The organism is Candidatus Bathyarchaeota archaeon, assembly GCA_026014585.1.
Lineage (GTDB): Archaea > Thermoproteota > Bathyarchaeia > Bathyarchaeales > Bathycorpusculaceae > Bathycorpusculum.
In genome coordinates this window covers 38,680-54,561 of the sequence record JAOZIA010000013.1, presented here as the reverse complement: position 1 = coordinate 54,561, position 15,882 = coordinate 38,680, and the positions used below count along the sequence as shown (strand labels likewise).

Here is a 15,882-nt window from a genome sequence, read left to right as displayed (position 1 = left end):
ATTACGTTGAAGTATATTTTTATGTTAAAAATTTTTTTAAATTCACTATTTCAGAATTTTTTTAATCAACCTGATATAAACCTTAATTGAAGCTATAGTTAAATACATTATTGACAAACAAATTCTGAGGATGGCCTAAAAACGAAAACAACAACCCTATACACTGCTGCAGCATTTATCATAATAGCCTGTATTTTCACAAGCGCCTTCGCGGCTGCTTACATCAGAATTGGTGACCTTGAGTCCTCTTTAGCTACTCAAGCTGACCAACTAGATGAATTTAAACAAGAAGCAACAGGACAACTCACTGACTTAACCAATAAACTGCCACTGCAAGAATACGATTACACGATCTATGGAGAAGACCTCCTATCAAGCATCTGTTTTGTGAAAAATGGTGAAACAGGCAAAGTGGAATTTAACTCCACAGACGTTGCCTTAGCCCTTAATTATGCATTGGAACATAAAAACAGTGTTTACGTGAAAAGTGGCTATTACCAGTTATACTCAGATGTATTTTGTCACAATAAAAAAGGCGCAATTATAACAGGGGAGAGCGCGACACTATTTTGTAATAATCACCTTATAAAAATTGTCGGTGACTCCTGCGAAGATTCCCAATACGACCAAATCTCGGGATTCACAATCTATAACGGTACCCTGAGGCTGGAAAACTCTTTCCGAACAATAGTCAATGACATAAATTTTATCAATTGCCCTGTCGGAATTGAACTTGCCAACACTTTCGATTGGTCAGAAAGTAACAAGATTGATGATTGCCACTTTGTACAATGTACCCAAGGAATAGTTTTCCGCGCACCAATAGCACCAGGCACAGGCTCTTATCAGTGCATATCCGTTTCAAGGTGTTACTTTAACTTAATTGACAATTCTGTTGGAATAAATGTCGAGAAAGATGCGGGAGTAACTGATAGTCAATTCACGAACCTTCACCTTTGGGTAGCAAGCTATGGGGGTCAAAATTTCAACCAGACAGGACTTAAAGTCAGTGGTTCCCTATATCAGACAATTATGGACGGCGTAGTTTTCGAGTCGTTTGCCAAAGGAGACCTAAGTAGTGCTGCTCTCTATGCAGTAGACATAGACACAGATTTCCAAACCCCTATTCTTCAAGAAGGCATCACTTTTCTTGGCTCTTGGACCAACATGATTCATAACCCCCTAAACAGTGACGTTCAAGGCGAAGGTGCGGGTGTTGCCTTCAAACAGGAAAACATTGGCATCCCAGTAAATACCCCCGATTATTCTGATAGCCCAACAGTTTTCAAAGTGGCACCCTCTACAATCTCCAGCTTTAAAGCATCCATAACAGTAGACGGCAGTTTTAGCCAAAACGAGAATGTTACTGTCAGATTCCGTTTGGGCTTCTTTGATAAAGATACTGCCGCTGGCTCTGGTGTGGTAGAGAAAACTTTCAGCGCTTCAGGTTCCTTGTGGCTAAGTGAGGATGACTTGTTAACGCTGTATCCTTATCGTGACATTGTTCAATCCGTTTTAATTGACTCAAAAGTAGATTCATCCTCTTCTGATGCAACCGTACAAGTCAGTATATTTGGTACATCAGTTTGGTCTGTGATACTCTCATGAAACAACTCAAAATAGCGCTAGCAACTACAATTCCAAGTGATACAATCCCCTTTATTGAAGCAGTGAAAACCATAAACCAACGTTACGGCGATATAGTGCAAGCTCGTATGTGGACTGGCGGAGACTTCCGAGACTTCGGCAGCTCATCGGACTTTATCCAGTTCGCCAAAACAGCTCACGTTACTCTTGTACATTTAATGGGTAACCTTCCCGAGTTGAACACGCTTGAGGAAACCCTGAAAAGTTCAGGTGCACCACTTCTGGTTGCGTCTTCAGTAATGGGGCAAGAAAAAGAATCCCGAAGTATCTCCACTGTGGAGCCTGAGGATTACCCAAAAATTTACCGCTATCTTACATGTGGCGGAAAAAAGAACTTCGAAAACCTGATTTTGTACGCGGCAAACCGATTTACAGGTGCATCCTTTGAAGTTAACGCGCCTACGCCGTCTTACTGGGAAGGTCTCTACCATCCAGACTTTGAATATGTTCCAGAACTAGCAGAGTATGTGGAAAAGAAGATTTTGCCAAACAAAATTACTGTTGGCATTTGGTTCCATCAAAGTTACTGGCAAGGCGCCAACACTGGCTTCATAGATGACTTAATTCGTGAGGTTGAAGGGCAAGGCGCTAATGTTTTGCCTGCTTTTTTCAGTGGACCCCGCGACCCCAGTTTAGGCGTGAAAGGGTTAGAGTGGGTAGTTGATAATTATTTCATGAAAGACGGCAAACCCATCGTTGATGTAGTGCTCAATGTGCTGTCTTTTTCTTTGGGTACCGCGTTATCTGGCGGTAACGTGCCTGATGTTCTGAAAAAACTTGATGTTCCAGTGATTAAGGCAATCACAACCTGCAACACATTCGAAGAATGGAGTGGCACCCTGCAAGGCTTGAGCCTTATGGATATACCCGCCAACATTGCTATGCCCGAATTTGACGGTGCTCTAATCACAGTGCCCATCGCTGCAATGGACTTCTCTAAAACCAACCCCCTCACAGGCACACGAATAATCACCTTCGAACCTATCCCTGAACGAATCACCAAACTGGCACGTTTAGGCATAAACTGGGGAAAACTACGAAAACTGCCAAACAGCCAAAAGAAAGTTGCAATAATCTTCCACAATTACCCACCCAGAAACGATACTATCGGACACGCTTTCGGCTTGGACTCATCTGTGTCAGTTATGAATATTCTGCGTGACCTCAAAGAGCACGGTTACCAACTGGAAATGCCCGAGAGTAGCCAGAAAATGATGGACACAATAATTAACGGTTTAACCAACGACCGCCGCTGGGCCAGTAGCAAAGAACTCGCCGAACGCTCCTTAGACAAAATCTCCCGCACGCAGTACGCTGCATGGTTTAGTGAATTACCTGCAGATGTTCAAGAGAAAATGGAAAAAGACTGGGGCAAGACACCTGGCAATCTTTTCAGTTATAATGGTGACTTGCTGATTGCAGGAATCTCAACTGGTAACGTGTTTATTGGGTTACAGCCTCCAAGGGGCTACCTTGAAAACCCTTCCAGTATTTACCACAGCCCTGACATTGCAATGCCCCACCACTACTATGCATATTATCGATGGATACGAGACATCTTTGGCGCCAACGTAATCATGCACATCGGCACCCACGGCAGTCTCGAATGGTTGCCTGGAAAATCCGTGGGGCTCTCCGCATCCTGTTCCTCTGACATAACCATTTCAGATTTGCCCAACATTTACCCATATGTAATCACCAACCCTGGCGAAGGCACACAGGCTAAGCGGCGCAGCTACTGCTGCATCATCGAGCACTTGGTTCCCGCAATGCACAACGCTGACTCTTATGAGGAGCTTGCCGCATTGGAGGTTCAACTGCAAGAGTACTATCAAGACAAAGCGGTTGACCAAGCCAAACTGCCTGTACTGCAGAAGCTAATTTGGGAAAACGTGATTCAGGCAAAACTAGACCACGACCTAAACGTTACCCAAGACTCTGCCTTTGCGGATTTCGATGAGTTCCTTGAACAGTTACACGGATATATCAATGAGTTGTCGGATGCTCAAATTCGGGATGGCTTGCATACTCTTGGTGAGCCACCTGTGGATTTGCGTTTAGAAGAGTTCATGGTCACCTTAACCAGACTAAGCAACGGTTCGGTGCCTTCTCTTAGGCAGTCACTTGCTGAAGTGAAAGGCTACGACTACGAGGATATGCTGGCACATAGAGGCAAGCTTGGCAGTGATGGCAAAACCAACGGCGACAAGCTCAAAGAGTTAAACGCGCTATCTCTTGAGTTGATACAAAAGTTCCGTGCTGCAAACTATGATGAAGAAAAAATCGACACACTAATTTTGGATGCTCTGGGTAAAAGCGCCTCTAAAGTCCACAGCTGTCTCTCCTACGTCGGAGCTTTTCTTGCCCCCGCTTTAGCTTCAACAACTGACGAGATAACCTACACCACCGCTGCTTCTTCTGCGGGCTACATCCCGCCTGGTCCCTCTGGTTCCATAACAAGAGGTATGGCTGATATTTTGCCTACTGGCAGGAACTTTTTCTCCGTTGACCCCCGATCTGTTCCAACAGTCGCCTCTTGGCAGGTGGGTGTAGCTTTAGGTGACACCCTACTAAACCGTTACCTCAAAGAGGAAGGAAAATATCCTGAAAGCGTCGGAATCATAATTTGGGCAACCGACACCATGAAAACCCGAGGAGATGACATCGCCGAAATCCTCTACCTTATGGGCGTAAAACCCGTCTGGGAACAATCCAGCGGTCGCGTCGTCGGCGTTGAAGCTATCCCTCTTGAAACGCTCAAGCGCCCCCGTGTTGATGTTACTATCCGCATGAGCGGGCTTTTTCGAGACACCTTCCCCAATGTGGTTCACCTCATCGATGATGCAATATTGCGGGTTGCTGGGCTCAAAGAACCTGCTGAACAGAACTTTATCGCTAAACACGTCGAAACAGAAGTTGCCCAAAACGTTGCCAACGGCGTTGACATAGAAACCGCACGAGAAGAAGCGTATTACAGGATTTTTGGTGACCGCCCAGGCGCTTATGGCTGCGGTGTCAGCGAAGCTATTGATGCTAAGAACTGGAAGGAACAAAAAGACCTCAGCGACATTTTCGTAACCTGGGGTAGTTATGCTTACAGTCGCAAAAACTATGGACGTCAAGTCCCAGAACAATTCAAGGCACGTCTGAGCAAAATCAATGTGACGGTGAAGAATCAGGATTCCCGCGAATATGACATCCTCGATGGCGATGACTGGTATGACTCACATGGTGGCATGATTAATGCTGTTAAAGTCCTCGGTGGCAAAGCTCCCCGTTCCTTCTGTGGCGACAGTTCTGACCCTGATAGGGTTAAAGCTGTGAGCACGACTGAGGAAACCTGCCATGTCTTCCGTTTCCGCCTTCTCAATCCTAAGTATATTCAGAGCATGGTAAAGCATGGTTATCAGGGTGCGGCGGATTTGTCGCGGACGATGGATTTTGTTTTCGGCTGGGATGCCACTGTTGAGGTTGTTGAGGATTGGATGTATGAGAGTTTGGCTGAAAAGTACGTGTTGGACAAGCAGATGCAGGAGTGGCTCAAGGAAGTGAATCCGTATGCTCTTCAGAACATGGTTGAGCGGTTACTGGAGGCTATAAGCCGGGGCATGTGGAATGCTTCTGAGGAAATGAAAAAGGAGCTTCAGCGGCTGTACCTAAGCGTGGAAGGTTTGCTTGAAGAAGCCAATGAAAAGTAACAATTGGAGAAAAATAGAACGATGAAGTCTACAAGATTCAAAGAAACCAAATTGAATTTGCAATTTAAAGAAGCAGATGCCAAGGTAATCTACCATCAATATGACGGCATAATCTTAAACACAACACTTGTTTCGTTTGGCGAAAAACGACGAGTGCTCTCAACACTTGATGGAGTCAAACGAGTAAGCAACGTAGCAAACGTGTACGTTCCAGGTGCCCTATCTAACAAAACAATGTGCTTAACCGAATACGCCAAATTCGTCAGGCGCCTGCCCTCAACTTTAGGAATCCGCCGTAGCAACATTACCTTCATAAGCACAGGTGTGGACATGGAGAAAGTGGCTTTCTGTGAACAATCATTTGAAGATCTCCATGTTTGCTGTATTGCAACTGGTGGTGCACGAAATAATGCGCTCCGAGCAGGTGTGGATAAGGGTCTTTGGACTGAAAAAGAAGAGGCTTTTCAAGCTAAACCCGGTACCATAAACATCCTAATCTTAACCAACGCGTACTTGACTTGGGGTGCCATGGCGCGGGCACTTGTGACTGCTACGGAAGGCAAAACCGCTGCGCTTCAAGACTTAAATTATAGAAGCACACCTACTCCTAAGGTAGGTGCTACGGGCACAGGAACCGATAACATGATTATTGTTTCAGGTGTTGACCCAAAAATTCTGATTCGCCACACAGGTGGACACACCAAAATGGGCGAGCTTATAGGGTTTACCGCTAAAACTGCTGTAGCAGAAGCATTAAAAAAACATGACAACTAACAAGGTGCAAACGTTTCGTGATTGATTGTATTTACACTGAAAACCTAACAAAAAACTATGGAACCGTTAAAGCCATAAACAATCTGGACCTGCTGGTGCATAGCGGAGAAATTTTTGGTTTTCTGGGACCCAACGGTGCAGGAAAAACAACAACCATCCGTGTCTTAACCACCCTAACTCAGCCAACTTCAGGATTTGCCTCTGTTGGCGGTTTTGATGTTACAAAGCAATCTGGCGAAGTCAAAAAAGTAATTGGTGTTGTGCAGCAGCATTTGAGTTTGGACCGTGACTTGACCGTTAGGGAAAACATGGAGTTTCATGCTCGCATACACCATATTGAGGCTTCTAAACGAAAAGCCCGCATAGCTGAGTTGCTCGAGTACGTGGAGTTAACTGATTCTGCCGATAAAATGGTGGATATGCTCTCGGGTGGAATGAAAAAGAAAGCTGCTATCGTTTGTAGCTTGCTTCATGAACCTAAACTGCTGTTTTTAGATGAACCCACGGTTGGGTTGGATGCTCAAGCAAGACGGCGTTTGTGGGATTTAATGCGTCGCCTCAACAGTGATGGAACAACAATTTTCCTCACAACTCATTATATTGAAGAAGCCGAGGTTCTTTGCGACCGTGTAGGCATAATGCATCATGGACGCTTAATTGCTGTTGATAAGCCCCTTGAGCTTCGCAGAAAACTGGGTTCAATTGTGGTTGAAACGCTTGATGCGAATAAAAAAACTAATTATCAGTTTTTTGCTGACCGTGAAGCCGCAAACAGTTACGTTAAAACCGTGTCCTCAGAAGCTAAAACCGTTATCATCCGTGACTCTAACCTTGAGGACGTGTTTATTGAACAGACCGGCGAGAAGGTGGGTGACCAATGAACGCACTAAGTGATATTTATGCGGTGCTTTGGGTAGATTTGCGTAACATGCGCCGCCACTGGAAAAGCACAGTTGCCACCAGCCTCATGTTGCCGTTATTGTACTTGGTTGCTTTCGGCTACGGGCTAGGGCGTGACTTGACTGTGGATAACATTAACTATCTAGCCTTTGTTATCCCCGGTATCGTAGCGTTAACGGCGTTTTCAATCAGCTTTAACGGCGCCGCCTCAAAACTGCAAGTTGACAAATTCTTCTACAAAAGCTTTGACGAACTGCTCATGTCACCTGTAAGCTTAGAATCCATCGTTATAGGCAAAGCCCTAATCGGAGTCATCAGAGGCATGATTAGCTCACTTGCCGTACTCGCTGTGGGCTTCGTACTCGTTCCCACCTTAGCAATCAGCCCGCTCTTCTTTGTGATGCTACTGCTTTCCTGCTTCGTATTTGGCCTGTTTGGAGTGTTGATTGCGTTGGTTATCACTTCACATCAGGGCATGAGCACTTTTAGCACACTGGTGATACTGCCGATGACTTTTCTGTGCGGAACCTTCTTCTCACTAAATCAACTGCCTGAAGTTGCAAAAGCAGCCCTGTACCTGTTGCCTTTGACACATGCAAGCGAACTGTTAAGGGCAACTGTGCTGGACCAAGCGTTTCCTTGGTTGGCATTTGTGGGGCTTTGTATTTTCGGCGTGATTTTCTTTGTGGGTTGCATGGTATCTCTTAAGAAAAGCAGCGTGTAACTACCAACCCATTTTTTATTAACCAAGCTTTCATAATCAAAAGGTATCGGAGACAAAACTTGAACGGACAAGTCCTATCTTTGCCTGACGGGCGCAAACTCGGCTACCTAGTAGTGGGTTCGGGGCAGCCTGTGGTGTATTTTCATGGAACCGCCAGCAGCCGCTTAGAAGCTTTACTGCTAAAAAAATTAGCCGAAGATGCTCAACTGCAAATAATCAGTATTGACCGTCCAGGCTATGGCTTATCCAGCTTTAAGCACCGAAAAAGCCTGCAAGACTTCAACGTAGACGTCAACTATGTCACTAGCCATTTGGGCATTAGGCAATTTGCAGTGCTAGGTTGGTCTGGCGGCGGCGCCTTTGCTCTTGCGTACCTTTCTTTTTTTCCAAAAAAAGTAACCAATGCAGTAATCGTTGGTGCACCATCATTGCCTTTTGATGCCTCAACTGCGCATGATGTACCCTTCGCCCGTTACTTAATGAAATTTCCCTTTATTGGGCGTATAGCTATGAAGGGGCTTCGCCGTCAACTGCTCAGGGCAAATGGTGATTTAAAGGTTTTTTTGCGGACGCCACAGGGCAGGCAACTGCTTCATGGTTGTTCACAGAGGGATTTAGAATTTTTTTCTGATTCTGCATGGATGCCCCTGATGTATCAGTCGATGGTGGAGGCTTTCCGTCAGGATGTAGACTCAACTGTTGAGGAGCATAAGCTTTTCTTAAAACCATGGACTTTGCCTTTTTCCCGTGTTCCACCTGGGAAACTGCATATTTGGCATGGTGAACAGGACAAAACCTGCCGAGTAAGTAACGCCTACGCGATTGCTCTTGCGGTGTCTGCGGATTTGGAGATTTTCACCGGGAAGGGTCACTGTGTCATGTTTGATAATCTTAACGAGTTAGGGCGTCTTCTGGCGTCTGAATGATTTTGGCGTCCCGCACCTCATAAGTTATTTTGGTAATATTTTTCATGTTAATGTTTTCAATTTCCTGTGTCATGCGGTTGCTCATCCTACCAACTACCAGCACAAAAATATCCAATCCCCTTGAAGCAGCGATTGCGGCGGAGCGACTGATTCCAAATTCGATGTCTGCTTTTAAGCCCAGTTTGGCTAGAACAGCGCGCCCCACAGCACCCATAACGCCTATACGGTCGGGTTTGAACTCGTCATATAACTCTTTAACTTTTTCGAGGTCTACTGCACGTGAACCGCCTTTGCGTATGCTGGGCAGCTTAACAATTAGGATTTTACCTTGCTTGACTTTGACTTTGCCTTGCATGTCTTTTAAGCCTAAATCTTCGCCTGCTTTGGCGTCGGAGAGCGTTATGGCTTTAGCATCAGTAACTGTGCTGCCTATAGGTACAGTGTACATGACGCCTTCTTTCATGACTAACCCTACTTCTTGTTCTGCCTTTACAGGTTCGGTTGCGATTGCTGGCCAGGCGCGTTCTATTTTTATTTGGTTTTTGATGGTGTTGGTGTAGTTTTCCATGTTTCTTAGGTCGTCTTTGAGTTTTGCTACTGCTTTGGGTGTTAGGTGGTAGTTTGCGCGTTCGTCGCCTGATTCGAGGTAGCCTTCTTTTTGGAGTTTTTTAAAATACTTACTCACAGCTTGAATGGTTATACCAAGTTTGTCGCTGATGTCTTTTTGTTTAATGTGAGGTTGGTTGCACATGACTTCTAGGAGAATTTGAAATCTGGTGAATTCTCCTTTGTCTCGTAGTAGGGGGTCGAGTTTCTTGTGCATAAGTGTTCAACTTAATGTTAACCTAAGTTAAATGAAGGTTTATAAGCTTGTTGGATAATCCATCCAGAAAAGAACGAGGCAATAGACACATGCACATAATGGAAGGCGTTCTACCCCACCCATGGTGGGAAATATGGTTCATAATCTCAATACCAATCGTAATATACGGAATCTACAGAATATCCAAAGTAACAAAAGCAGTCCCCGAGTCAAAACCGCTGCTCGCACTAATGGGTGCATTCATCTTTGTCCTATCAGCACTCAAACTACCCTCCGTAACAGGCAGCTGCTCACACCCCACAGGCGCAGGCTTATCCGCTGTAATCGTTGGACCCGGCATAACCGCGGTGCTCTCGCTTATCGTCCTAACTTTCCAAGCTCTACTACTGGCACACGGAGGCTTAACAACTCTTGGCGCAAACCTCTTCTCAATGGGTATAGCAGGTCCATTTCTAGCATACGGCATATGGATAGCATGCAAAAAACTCAACGTTCCACGTCACATAGGCATATTCTTAGCAGCAACATTCGGCGACTTATTCACATACGTTGTCACATCATTCCAGATGGCATTGGCACTCCCTGTAGCTGGCGGATTTGTCGATAGCTTCCTACTGTTCGGCGGCATATTTGCAGTAACACAGATTCCCTTAGCAATCGGTGAAGGCATACTGGCAGTAATACTCTTTGACTTCCTGTCAAAATACAAAGGTCAACTGTTAGCTGCACTCAAAGTGATAAAGCTACCTGGTAAAGGCGCAAAGGAGGCAAAGCAATGAACAGCAAACACTATCTCGTCTTGATTGCTGTTTGCATCATTATCTTTGTCATTCCATTGATTATTGCTCCAAACGCAGAATATGGCGGAGCAGACGGTGCTGCAGACGACGCAATTACTGATGCAGGATATGAACCATGGTTTAGTCCCATTTGGGAACCCCCAAGCGGTGAAATCGAAAGCCTACTGTTTGCGCTGCAAGCAGCAATCGGTGCCATGATCATAGGCTACTTCGTCGGGTATGAACGAGGAAAAAGAGTGAAAAAAGAAATAAAGGACACCCAATAGCAGTAAACTTGGTTGAAAGGCTCAGATGGCTCATAGCGACTACTACGCCCAAATCGACAGATACGCATACACAAACAAAATAGCCAAATGTAGCCCCATAACCAAGGCTTTTTTTGCCTTAACCACCTTAATTGTGACGGTTTGTTCTCAAACAATCATTGTGCCAATCATAGTTTTTTGCATATTCACAACTTTAACTTTGGGTTATGTACGAATAAAACCTCACTTCTACCTTGACCTGCTCGCTTACCCCACTTTTATGGTTGGGTTAACCTGCATAATTCTCGGTTTATTCTGGGGTTCAGGCGGCACACCCTTTGCACAAGTGACCTTTCCATGGTTCACATGGACAATTTTCAAAGAAGGCATAACCTTTGCCTTAACCATATTCCTAAGAGTCCAAGGCGCCATTTCCTGCCTGTTCTTCTTAGTCCTAACCACATCAATAATGGACCTAAGCATAATCCTAAGACGCGCCCATGTTCCACAAGTACTAACAGAAATATCCCTGCTAATCTACCGATACATCTTCGTGTTCCTAGAAGTCGCCGCACAAATGACTACTGCCCAAACCATGCGAATGGGCAAAGGCGGCTGGATAAAAAAAATCCGCGGCTTAGCCCTGCTTGCAAGCAACCTTTTCATTCGAATGCTAGAGCAAGGTGAGCGCACGTTTGTGGCGATGAATGCACGGGGTTATGATGGAACCATTCATGTTCTTGAGGACTTACCTAAACCAAACTTGGTTGTACTTGCGGCGATTGTGCTGTTTGAGGTTTGTCTTGTGGCTGGCGTCTTTTTAACATTAAACATGGGAGTCGTATTGTAAAATGCTGTTTAGAGTAGAAAATCTTGTACATCAGTATTCAGATGGAACAACCGCATTAGATAACGTTACATTGGGTTTTGAGAAAGGTGAGCGTATCGCACTTTTGGGTACGAACGGTTCAGGAAAAACCACGCTCCTCAACCACTTCAACGGCATCCTAAAACCCACATCAGGCAACATTTACTTCGAAGAACAACCCCTACAATACAGCGGCAAAGGCTTGCTTGAACTACGACGCCGCGTAGGATTTGTTTTCCAAGACCCAAACGACCAACTCTTCGCCCCCACCGTAAAACAAGACGTTGCGTTTGGTCCTCTAAACCTTGGGATTGCGCCCGAGCAGGTCAAAAAAATCGTTGTAGATGCCTTGCAAGTTGTTGGTATGGCAGAGTTTGAAGAAAAACCGCCGCATTTTCTTAGTCTCGGGCAAAAGAAACGGGTTGCTCTTGCGGGTGTTTTGGCGATGGAGCCAGAAATCATCATCATGGATGAACCAACCTCTAATCTTGACCCTCGAGCCACCAGCGAAATCCTGCACTTGCTCTTGCAGCTAAACAAGGAAAAGGACATAACGCTTCTGCTGGCAACCCACGACGTGGACATGGTGCCATTGTTTGCAACGAAAATGTTTATTCTAAACAGGGGTAAACTGGTTTCTGAGGGTACCCCTAAAGAAACTTTCTCTGATAGTGAGCTGATTAGGAAAGTGAATTTACGTTCGCCACGCCTAACGCACCTCTTTGAGGTTTTGAAAACCGAAGACAATTTGCCCATTGGAGAGGCTTTGCCTTTAACGATTAGTGAATCCCGAAAAGCCATCCTCAAACTCCTAAACGACAACAACACTCAAACAACTAAGAATGAAAGCAAATGAGCGCAATCGTTGAAGCATCCATCATCGGCGTCATCATCATAGGACTTCTTCACGGGCTAGAACCCGGACACGGATGGCCACTGGCGCTACTGTACTCAGCAAAAACCACGCGCCCAACATTTTACGCCTTTGTCAGCTCAAGCATTTTGGCGGCTGCACATTTCATCTCATCCATAGCCGTCGTGGTCGTCTACGTGGTGGTTAGCTCATTTTACGATTTCTCAAGCCCAATTTTAACCTACATCGCCGCCATAGTCTTGGTGATTTTAGGTATTCGCATGTTAACAGAGAAGGTTGTTTCCGAGCTTGAAGGGCAACACGGGCACTTCCACGATAACACCTGCGACTTAACCCACCTTCACGAACACACTCACGACGACCTTGGCAATCACACACACGAGCACACACATCCCAAACGCCTCAACATGAGTCTTTGGAAGCTGGCAAGCTGCGCGTTTGTGTTGGGGTTTGCGCATGAGGAAGAGTTTGCATTGTTAGCTTTGGCGGTTGGCGGCGTTAATCCCGTGTTGTTGATGGTTGCGTATGGGTTAGCGGTGGCTGCGGCGCTTATCGCGGTGACTGTTTTGGGCATAAAAATGTACGAACGCGTCAAAGAACGCATCGGCAAATATGAGCGGTATATTCCTAAAATCAGCGGTGCAATCCTCATCATAATGGCAGCTGCCATGCTTCTTGGAGTTCTATAAAGGATTCAAATCCCTCTTGATTTGAGGTAGTCACCCATTCATATTTGCTGTCTATTAGGCTCCTATTAGTCAACGTATGCAGAAACGATAGAGAGAGGTCAAACTCTATTTGGTTCCTATTAGAAATTCATTGCAGAAACTATAGAGGGTAGAGCCCTAATGGCCTGTTTTTACTCATTAAATGTTGAACACCCGACTGATTTTGCAACAAAAAGTCCCGTTGTCATAAAATAAGGTGTTAGGCAACTTGTTTTTTGAGCCAGTTATAAATTGCCTCTGCAGCTTCCGTGTCCAGTTGAGTGTTTGGTGAGTTGTAGTTTAGGGTGGCGGCTTGGGCGTTTAGCTGCTCTTTTGGCGTTTCTTCATGTTTTAGTACGTGATTGGCGTGTTCTGGATAAGCAAAAGATACTGACCTGTTTTGGCTGGTTGCTTTTTGCAGCAGTTCGCCGTCGATTTGCCAGTCAACCTGAATGTCTTTTTTGCCAATCACAACCAATGTGGGCTCAACAATTCTTGCAAGTTGCTCAGGAAGACAATACATCCATAATTCTCGGCTAAACGGCAAATTCGCTGGAGTCGATAAGCTACCCAACACCATTTTCAGAAGGTCAGGCAGAGAAGCATCAATCGTTACTGGTTTATCTGCCAAAAATTCAGCGATGGCATCATCATAGAGCTTCATGATGTTTTCTGCGTTGGGCAAATTTTTAATTTGTTCAAAGATTTGGCTACGTCCCAGTTCCCCCACTGACCTGCCTGGTGCTCCAGTTAACACTAAACCCTTAAAACGATTATTTTTCGCTTGTAACTGGTAGTTTACGGCGTGAATTGCGCCTTCACTGTTGGTTAATACAAAAAGGTTGTTTTTGTCGACGTTTTCTTGGGCAAGAATGGTTTCAACTGCGCCTTCCAGTTCTTGCATGTGGCTTTGCATGCTGATTTTGCCTATTAGTCGGGTTATGTTTTCTCTAATGTGTGGTCCAGATGCTACTTTGTCGTAACGCAGTGTGATAAAGCCCTGCTTGGCAAGTGCATCAGCTAGCAGTTTACCGCTTCCCTTGCTTCCGGGTAGAAGAGGTGAGCACCAGTCGCGGTCAGTTGGTCCACTGCCAGCTACAAACACTACTGCGCCATGAATGTTTTTGTCGGTTGGAACAGTCAGGGTTCCGTACACTGGTATGTCTAGAACTCTCCAAGACACAATTTTGTCTTCAATTTCTCCGCTTAACATTCCTTGTTTCCTCTGCCGTTTAGGTAGGTTTTGTTTGAGGTATTTAGCAATGTTGGTAGGGGTTTCTGCTTTAGAGTCGTGGATTTGGACAAGTGTTAAAAGAGAACCTATCTAACTATTTTTTAGGGGAAAACATGAAGCACAGCCTCATTATGTTTTTTATTGCTCTTTTAGTAACTGGTTTTCTAATCAGTTTTTGCACGGTTATTCAGCCTGTTATGGCACAGGAAAATACATTCTCAGATGATTTCAGTTCTGATTCGACGCAGTGGCAATATTTTGGAGTGGCCCATCGTGACGCTGTAAACCAAAATCTTATCTTGAACCCCGAAGGTTCTATGCAGGCAGGCGTAGCATACTTTAACTCTCCAATCCAAGGACCCTTTACAGCTAATTTCCGCTACCGTAGTGACCACCCCAGCGACGGATTTACAATGTTTTTCTACAAACAACAATATCCCAAAAACATTGATTTCTTTGATAGTTTCAGTCAAAACTCTACTGCTGGTTGGCGTTCAGGCTTTAACACTGGATCAATAATACCAGGTTACGGGATCGAGTTTGACGACTGGCAAAATATTCCTGAAGATTTCGAGCAGTTAACTGGTGCAGAACAAAACCCGCTTGGTGACCCCTCCAGTGAACATATTGCGCTTGTGAAAGACTTTACAGGCAACCATTTAGCCTATGTAGATGACCCACGGATTTATGATGGTCAATGGCACAACGTAACCGTTGAGGTTGATTTGGCATCAGTTAACGTTTTCATCGATCAAGACTTAGTGCTACAATGGAATGGCACATTAGATCGGACTTTTAGTGGATTTGGGTTTAGTGCTGCAAATGGTCAATGTGGGAGTCGCTATCACATAGTGGATGATGTTTCAATCTCTGCCAGTAGTCTTAATACGCCAACACTAACAACTTCATGTGTGCCCAGCGTTACACAAACAAATTTTTATGTACAAATTACGGGGCAATTGGCTTTTAATGATGAAGGCATAATAGATGCGCCAATTTATCTCTCTTACAGTGTTACTGGAGGAGAAACTTGGCAGGATTTAACTCTTGTAAATACTAATGCTGACGGTGACTACTCGGCGCTGTGGATGCTTAGCGCTACTGGTAACTATATGCTAAAGGCAGTGTATCGCGGTGACGAAACCCATTTGGGCGAAACCAATGTGGTTAGTTTTGTTGTTGAACCCTTCTCATCGCAGAGCGCGTTTTCAGTTACTTCAAACTCAACCGTGACGGCGTTTTCGTTTGATTCTACCCAGAAAACGTTAAGCTTTAACGTTACTGGTGAGTCAGGCTCGACAGGGTTTGTTGATGTTTCTATTCCAAAATCACTTATGAATGACACTTCAGGCTTAACCTTGACCTTGGATGGCAACCAAATTGACTATACTGTTGAATCTTTAAGTGAAAATTGGCTTTTGTCCTTCACGTATCATCATAGCTCTCATCAAGTCATGATAAATCTGGATTCACCAAACCCGCCTGAAAACAGTTATCTGGGATACATAATTTACGTCGTTGTCGCGGCTGTAGGCTTGGTTGTTGCAACAACGGCTTTAATGCTGAAAAAACGGCAGAAATCAAACAACAAGTAATTCTCACTCTTTTTTGCCTAATGTCTTCATCTATAGTTACATCTACAAAATATGCATGACCTTAAAA

General features: G+C 44.9%; 14 protein-coding genes. 12 read left to right on the top strand and 2 right to left on the bottom strand.

What is annotated here, in order from left to right; translation table 11 throughout:
• Positions 1-387 precede the first annotated feature (387 nt).
• The 6 genes from NWF01_05515 to NWF01_05490 are packed head-to-tail and all read left to right on the top strand — an operon-like array spanning position 388 to position 8,669.
• Complete coding sequence (locus tag NWF01_05515; protein MCW4024478.1) at positions 388-1,608, top strand: hypothetical protein; 1,221 nt, start codon at positions 388-390, stop codon at positions 1,606-1,608.
• The gene (gene cobN, locus NWF01_05510) at positions 1,605-5,345 is read left to right on the top strand and encodes a cobaltochelatase subunit CobN (protein MCW4024477.1); all 3,741 of its coding nucleotides are present in this window, start codon (positions 1,605-1,607) and stop codon (positions 5,343-5,345) included. The genes NWF01_05515 and cobN overlap by 4 nt, the downstream gene beginning before the upstream one ends.
• Before the next feature lie 3 nt (positions 5,346-5,348).
• Positions 5,349-6,119 (top strand): adenosylcobinamide amidohydrolase, encoded by a 771-nt coding sequence (locus NWF01_05505; GenBank protein MCW4024476.1) that lies wholly within the window; start codon positions 5,349-5,351, stop codon positions 6,117-6,119.
• Between the two features lie 17 nt (positions 6,120-6,136).
• Positions 6,137-7,000 carry an ABC transporter ATP-binding protein gene (locus tag NWF01_05500; protein MCW4024475.1) on the top strand — a complete coding sequence of 288 codons (864 nt, stop codon included), beginning with the start codon at positions 6,137-6,139 and terminating at the stop codon, positions 6,998-7,000.
• Positions 6,997-7,743, top strand: a complete 747-nt coding sequence (locus NWF01_05495; protein MCW4024474.1) for an ABC transporter permease — start codon at positions 6,997-6,999, stop codon at positions 7,741-7,743. Before NWF01_05500 ends, NWF01_05495 begins: the two co-directional genes overlap by 4 nt.
• A 59-nt stretch (positions 7,744-7,802) precedes the next feature.
• Positions 7,803-8,669 (top strand): alpha/beta hydrolase, encoded by an 867-nt coding sequence (locus NWF01_05490; protein MCW4024473.1) that lies wholly within the window; start codon positions 7,803-7,805, stop codon positions 8,667-8,669.
• Here the strand turns inward: NWF01_05490 and NWF01_05485 are convergent.
• Positions 8,635-9,492 (bottom strand): winged helix-turn-helix transcriptional regulator, encoded by an 858-nt coding sequence (locus NWF01_05485; GenBank protein ID MCW4024472.1) that lies wholly within the window; start codon positions 9,490-9,492, stop codon positions 8,635-8,637. The two genes, NWF01_05490 and NWF01_05485, sit on opposite strands and share 35 nt — an antisense overlap.
• Before the next feature lie 89 nt (positions 9,493-9,581).
• Between NWF01_05485 and NWF01_05480 the strand changes: the two genes are divergently transcribed.
• The 5 genes from NWF01_05480 to NWF01_05460 are packed head-to-tail and all read left to right on the top strand — an operon-like array spanning position 9,582 to position 12,968.
• Positions 9,582-10,271 (top strand): energy-coupling factor ABC transporter permease, encoded by a 690-nt coding sequence (locus NWF01_05480; GenBank protein ID MCW4024471.1) that lies wholly within the window; start codon positions 9,582-9,584, stop codon positions 10,269-10,271.
• Positions 10,268-10,558: an energy-coupling factor ABC transporter substrate-binding protein gene (locus NWF01_05475; GenBank protein ID MCW4024470.1), complete on the top strand. Its 291-nt coding sequence runs from the start codon at positions 10,268-10,270 to the stop codon at positions 10,556-10,558. The genes NWF01_05480 and NWF01_05475 overlap by 4 nt, the downstream gene beginning before the upstream one ends.
• A gap of 25 nt (positions 10,559-10,583) precedes the next feature.
• Positions 10,584-11,387, top strand: a complete 804-nt coding sequence (cbiQ, locus tag NWF01_05470) for a cobalt ECF transporter T component CbiQ (protein ID MCW4024469.1) — start codon at positions 10,584-10,586, stop codon at positions 11,385-11,387.
• A gap of 1 nt (position 11,388) precedes the next feature.
• On the top strand, positions 11,389-12,261 hold the full coding sequence (locus NWF01_05465) for an ATP-binding cassette domain-containing protein (GenBank protein ID MCW4024468.1): 873 nt from the start codon (positions 11,389-11,391) through the stop codon (positions 12,259-12,261).
• The gene (locus tag NWF01_05460; GenBank protein MCW4024467.1) at positions 12,258-12,968 is read left to right on the top strand and encodes a nickel/cobalt transporter; all 711 of its coding nucleotides are present in this window, start codon (positions 12,258-12,260) and stop codon (positions 12,966-12,968) included. The genes NWF01_05465 and NWF01_05460 overlap by 4 nt, the downstream gene beginning before the upstream one ends.
• Before the next feature lie 238 nt (positions 12,969-13,206).
• On the opposite strand, the gene NWF01_05455 is transcribed toward NWF01_05460, so the two are convergent.
• Positions 13,207-14,199, bottom strand: a complete 993-nt coding sequence (locus NWF01_05455) for an alpha/beta hydrolase (GenBank protein ID MCW4024466.1) — start codon at positions 14,197-14,199, stop codon at positions 13,207-13,209.
• A 134-nt stretch (positions 14,200-14,333) separates the two neighbouring features.
• Between NWF01_05455 and NWF01_05450 the strand changes: the two genes are divergently transcribed.
• On the top strand, positions 14,334-15,815 hold the full coding sequence (locus tag NWF01_05450; protein MCW4024465.1) for a hypothetical protein: 1,482 nt from the start codon (positions 14,334-14,336) through the stop codon (positions 15,813-15,815).
• The last annotated feature ends 67 nt before the right edge of the window (positions 15,816-15,882 follow it).

Excerpts from the sequence above, each read along its gene's own strand:
- cobN (MCW4024477.1), top strand. The coding sequence starts at position 1,605 with ATGAAACAACTCAAAATAGCGCTAGCAACTACAATTCCAAGTGATACA.
- NWF01_05495 (MCW4024474.1), top strand. The coding sequence starts at position 6,997 with ATGAACGCACTAAGTGATATTTATGCGGTGCTTTGGGTAGATTTGCGT.
- NWF01_05485 (MCW4024472.1), bottom strand. The coding sequence starts at position 9,492 with ATGCACAAGAAACTCGACCCCCTACTACGAGACAAAGGAGAATTCACC.
- NWF01_05480 (MCW4024471.1), top strand. The coding sequence starts at position 9,582 with ATGCACATAATGGAAGGCGTTCTACCCCACCCATGGTGGGAAATATGG.
- NWF01_05475 (MCW4024470.1), top strand. The coding sequence starts at position 10,268 with ATGAACAGCAAACACTATCTCGTCTTGATTGCTGTTTGCATCATTATC.
- cbiQ (MCW4024469.1), top strand. The coding sequence starts at position 10,584 with ATGGCTCATAGCGACTACTACGCCCAAATCGACAGATACGCATACACA.
- NWF01_05465 (MCW4024468.1), top strand. The coding sequence starts at position 11,389 with ATGCTGTTTAGAGTAGAAAATCTTGTACATCAGTATTCAGATGGAACA.
- NWF01_05460 (MCW4024467.1), top strand. The coding sequence starts at position 12,258 with ATGAGCGCAATCGTTGAAGCATCCATCATCGGCGTCATCATCATAGGA.
- NWF01_05455 (MCW4024466.1), bottom strand. The coding sequence starts at position 14,199 with ATGTTAAGCGGAGAAATTGAAGACAAAATTGTGTCTTGGAGAGTTCTA.
- NWF01_05450 (MCW4024465.1), top strand. The coding sequence starts at position 14,334 with ATGAAGCACAGCCTCATTATGTTTTTTATTGCTCTTTTAGTAACTGGT.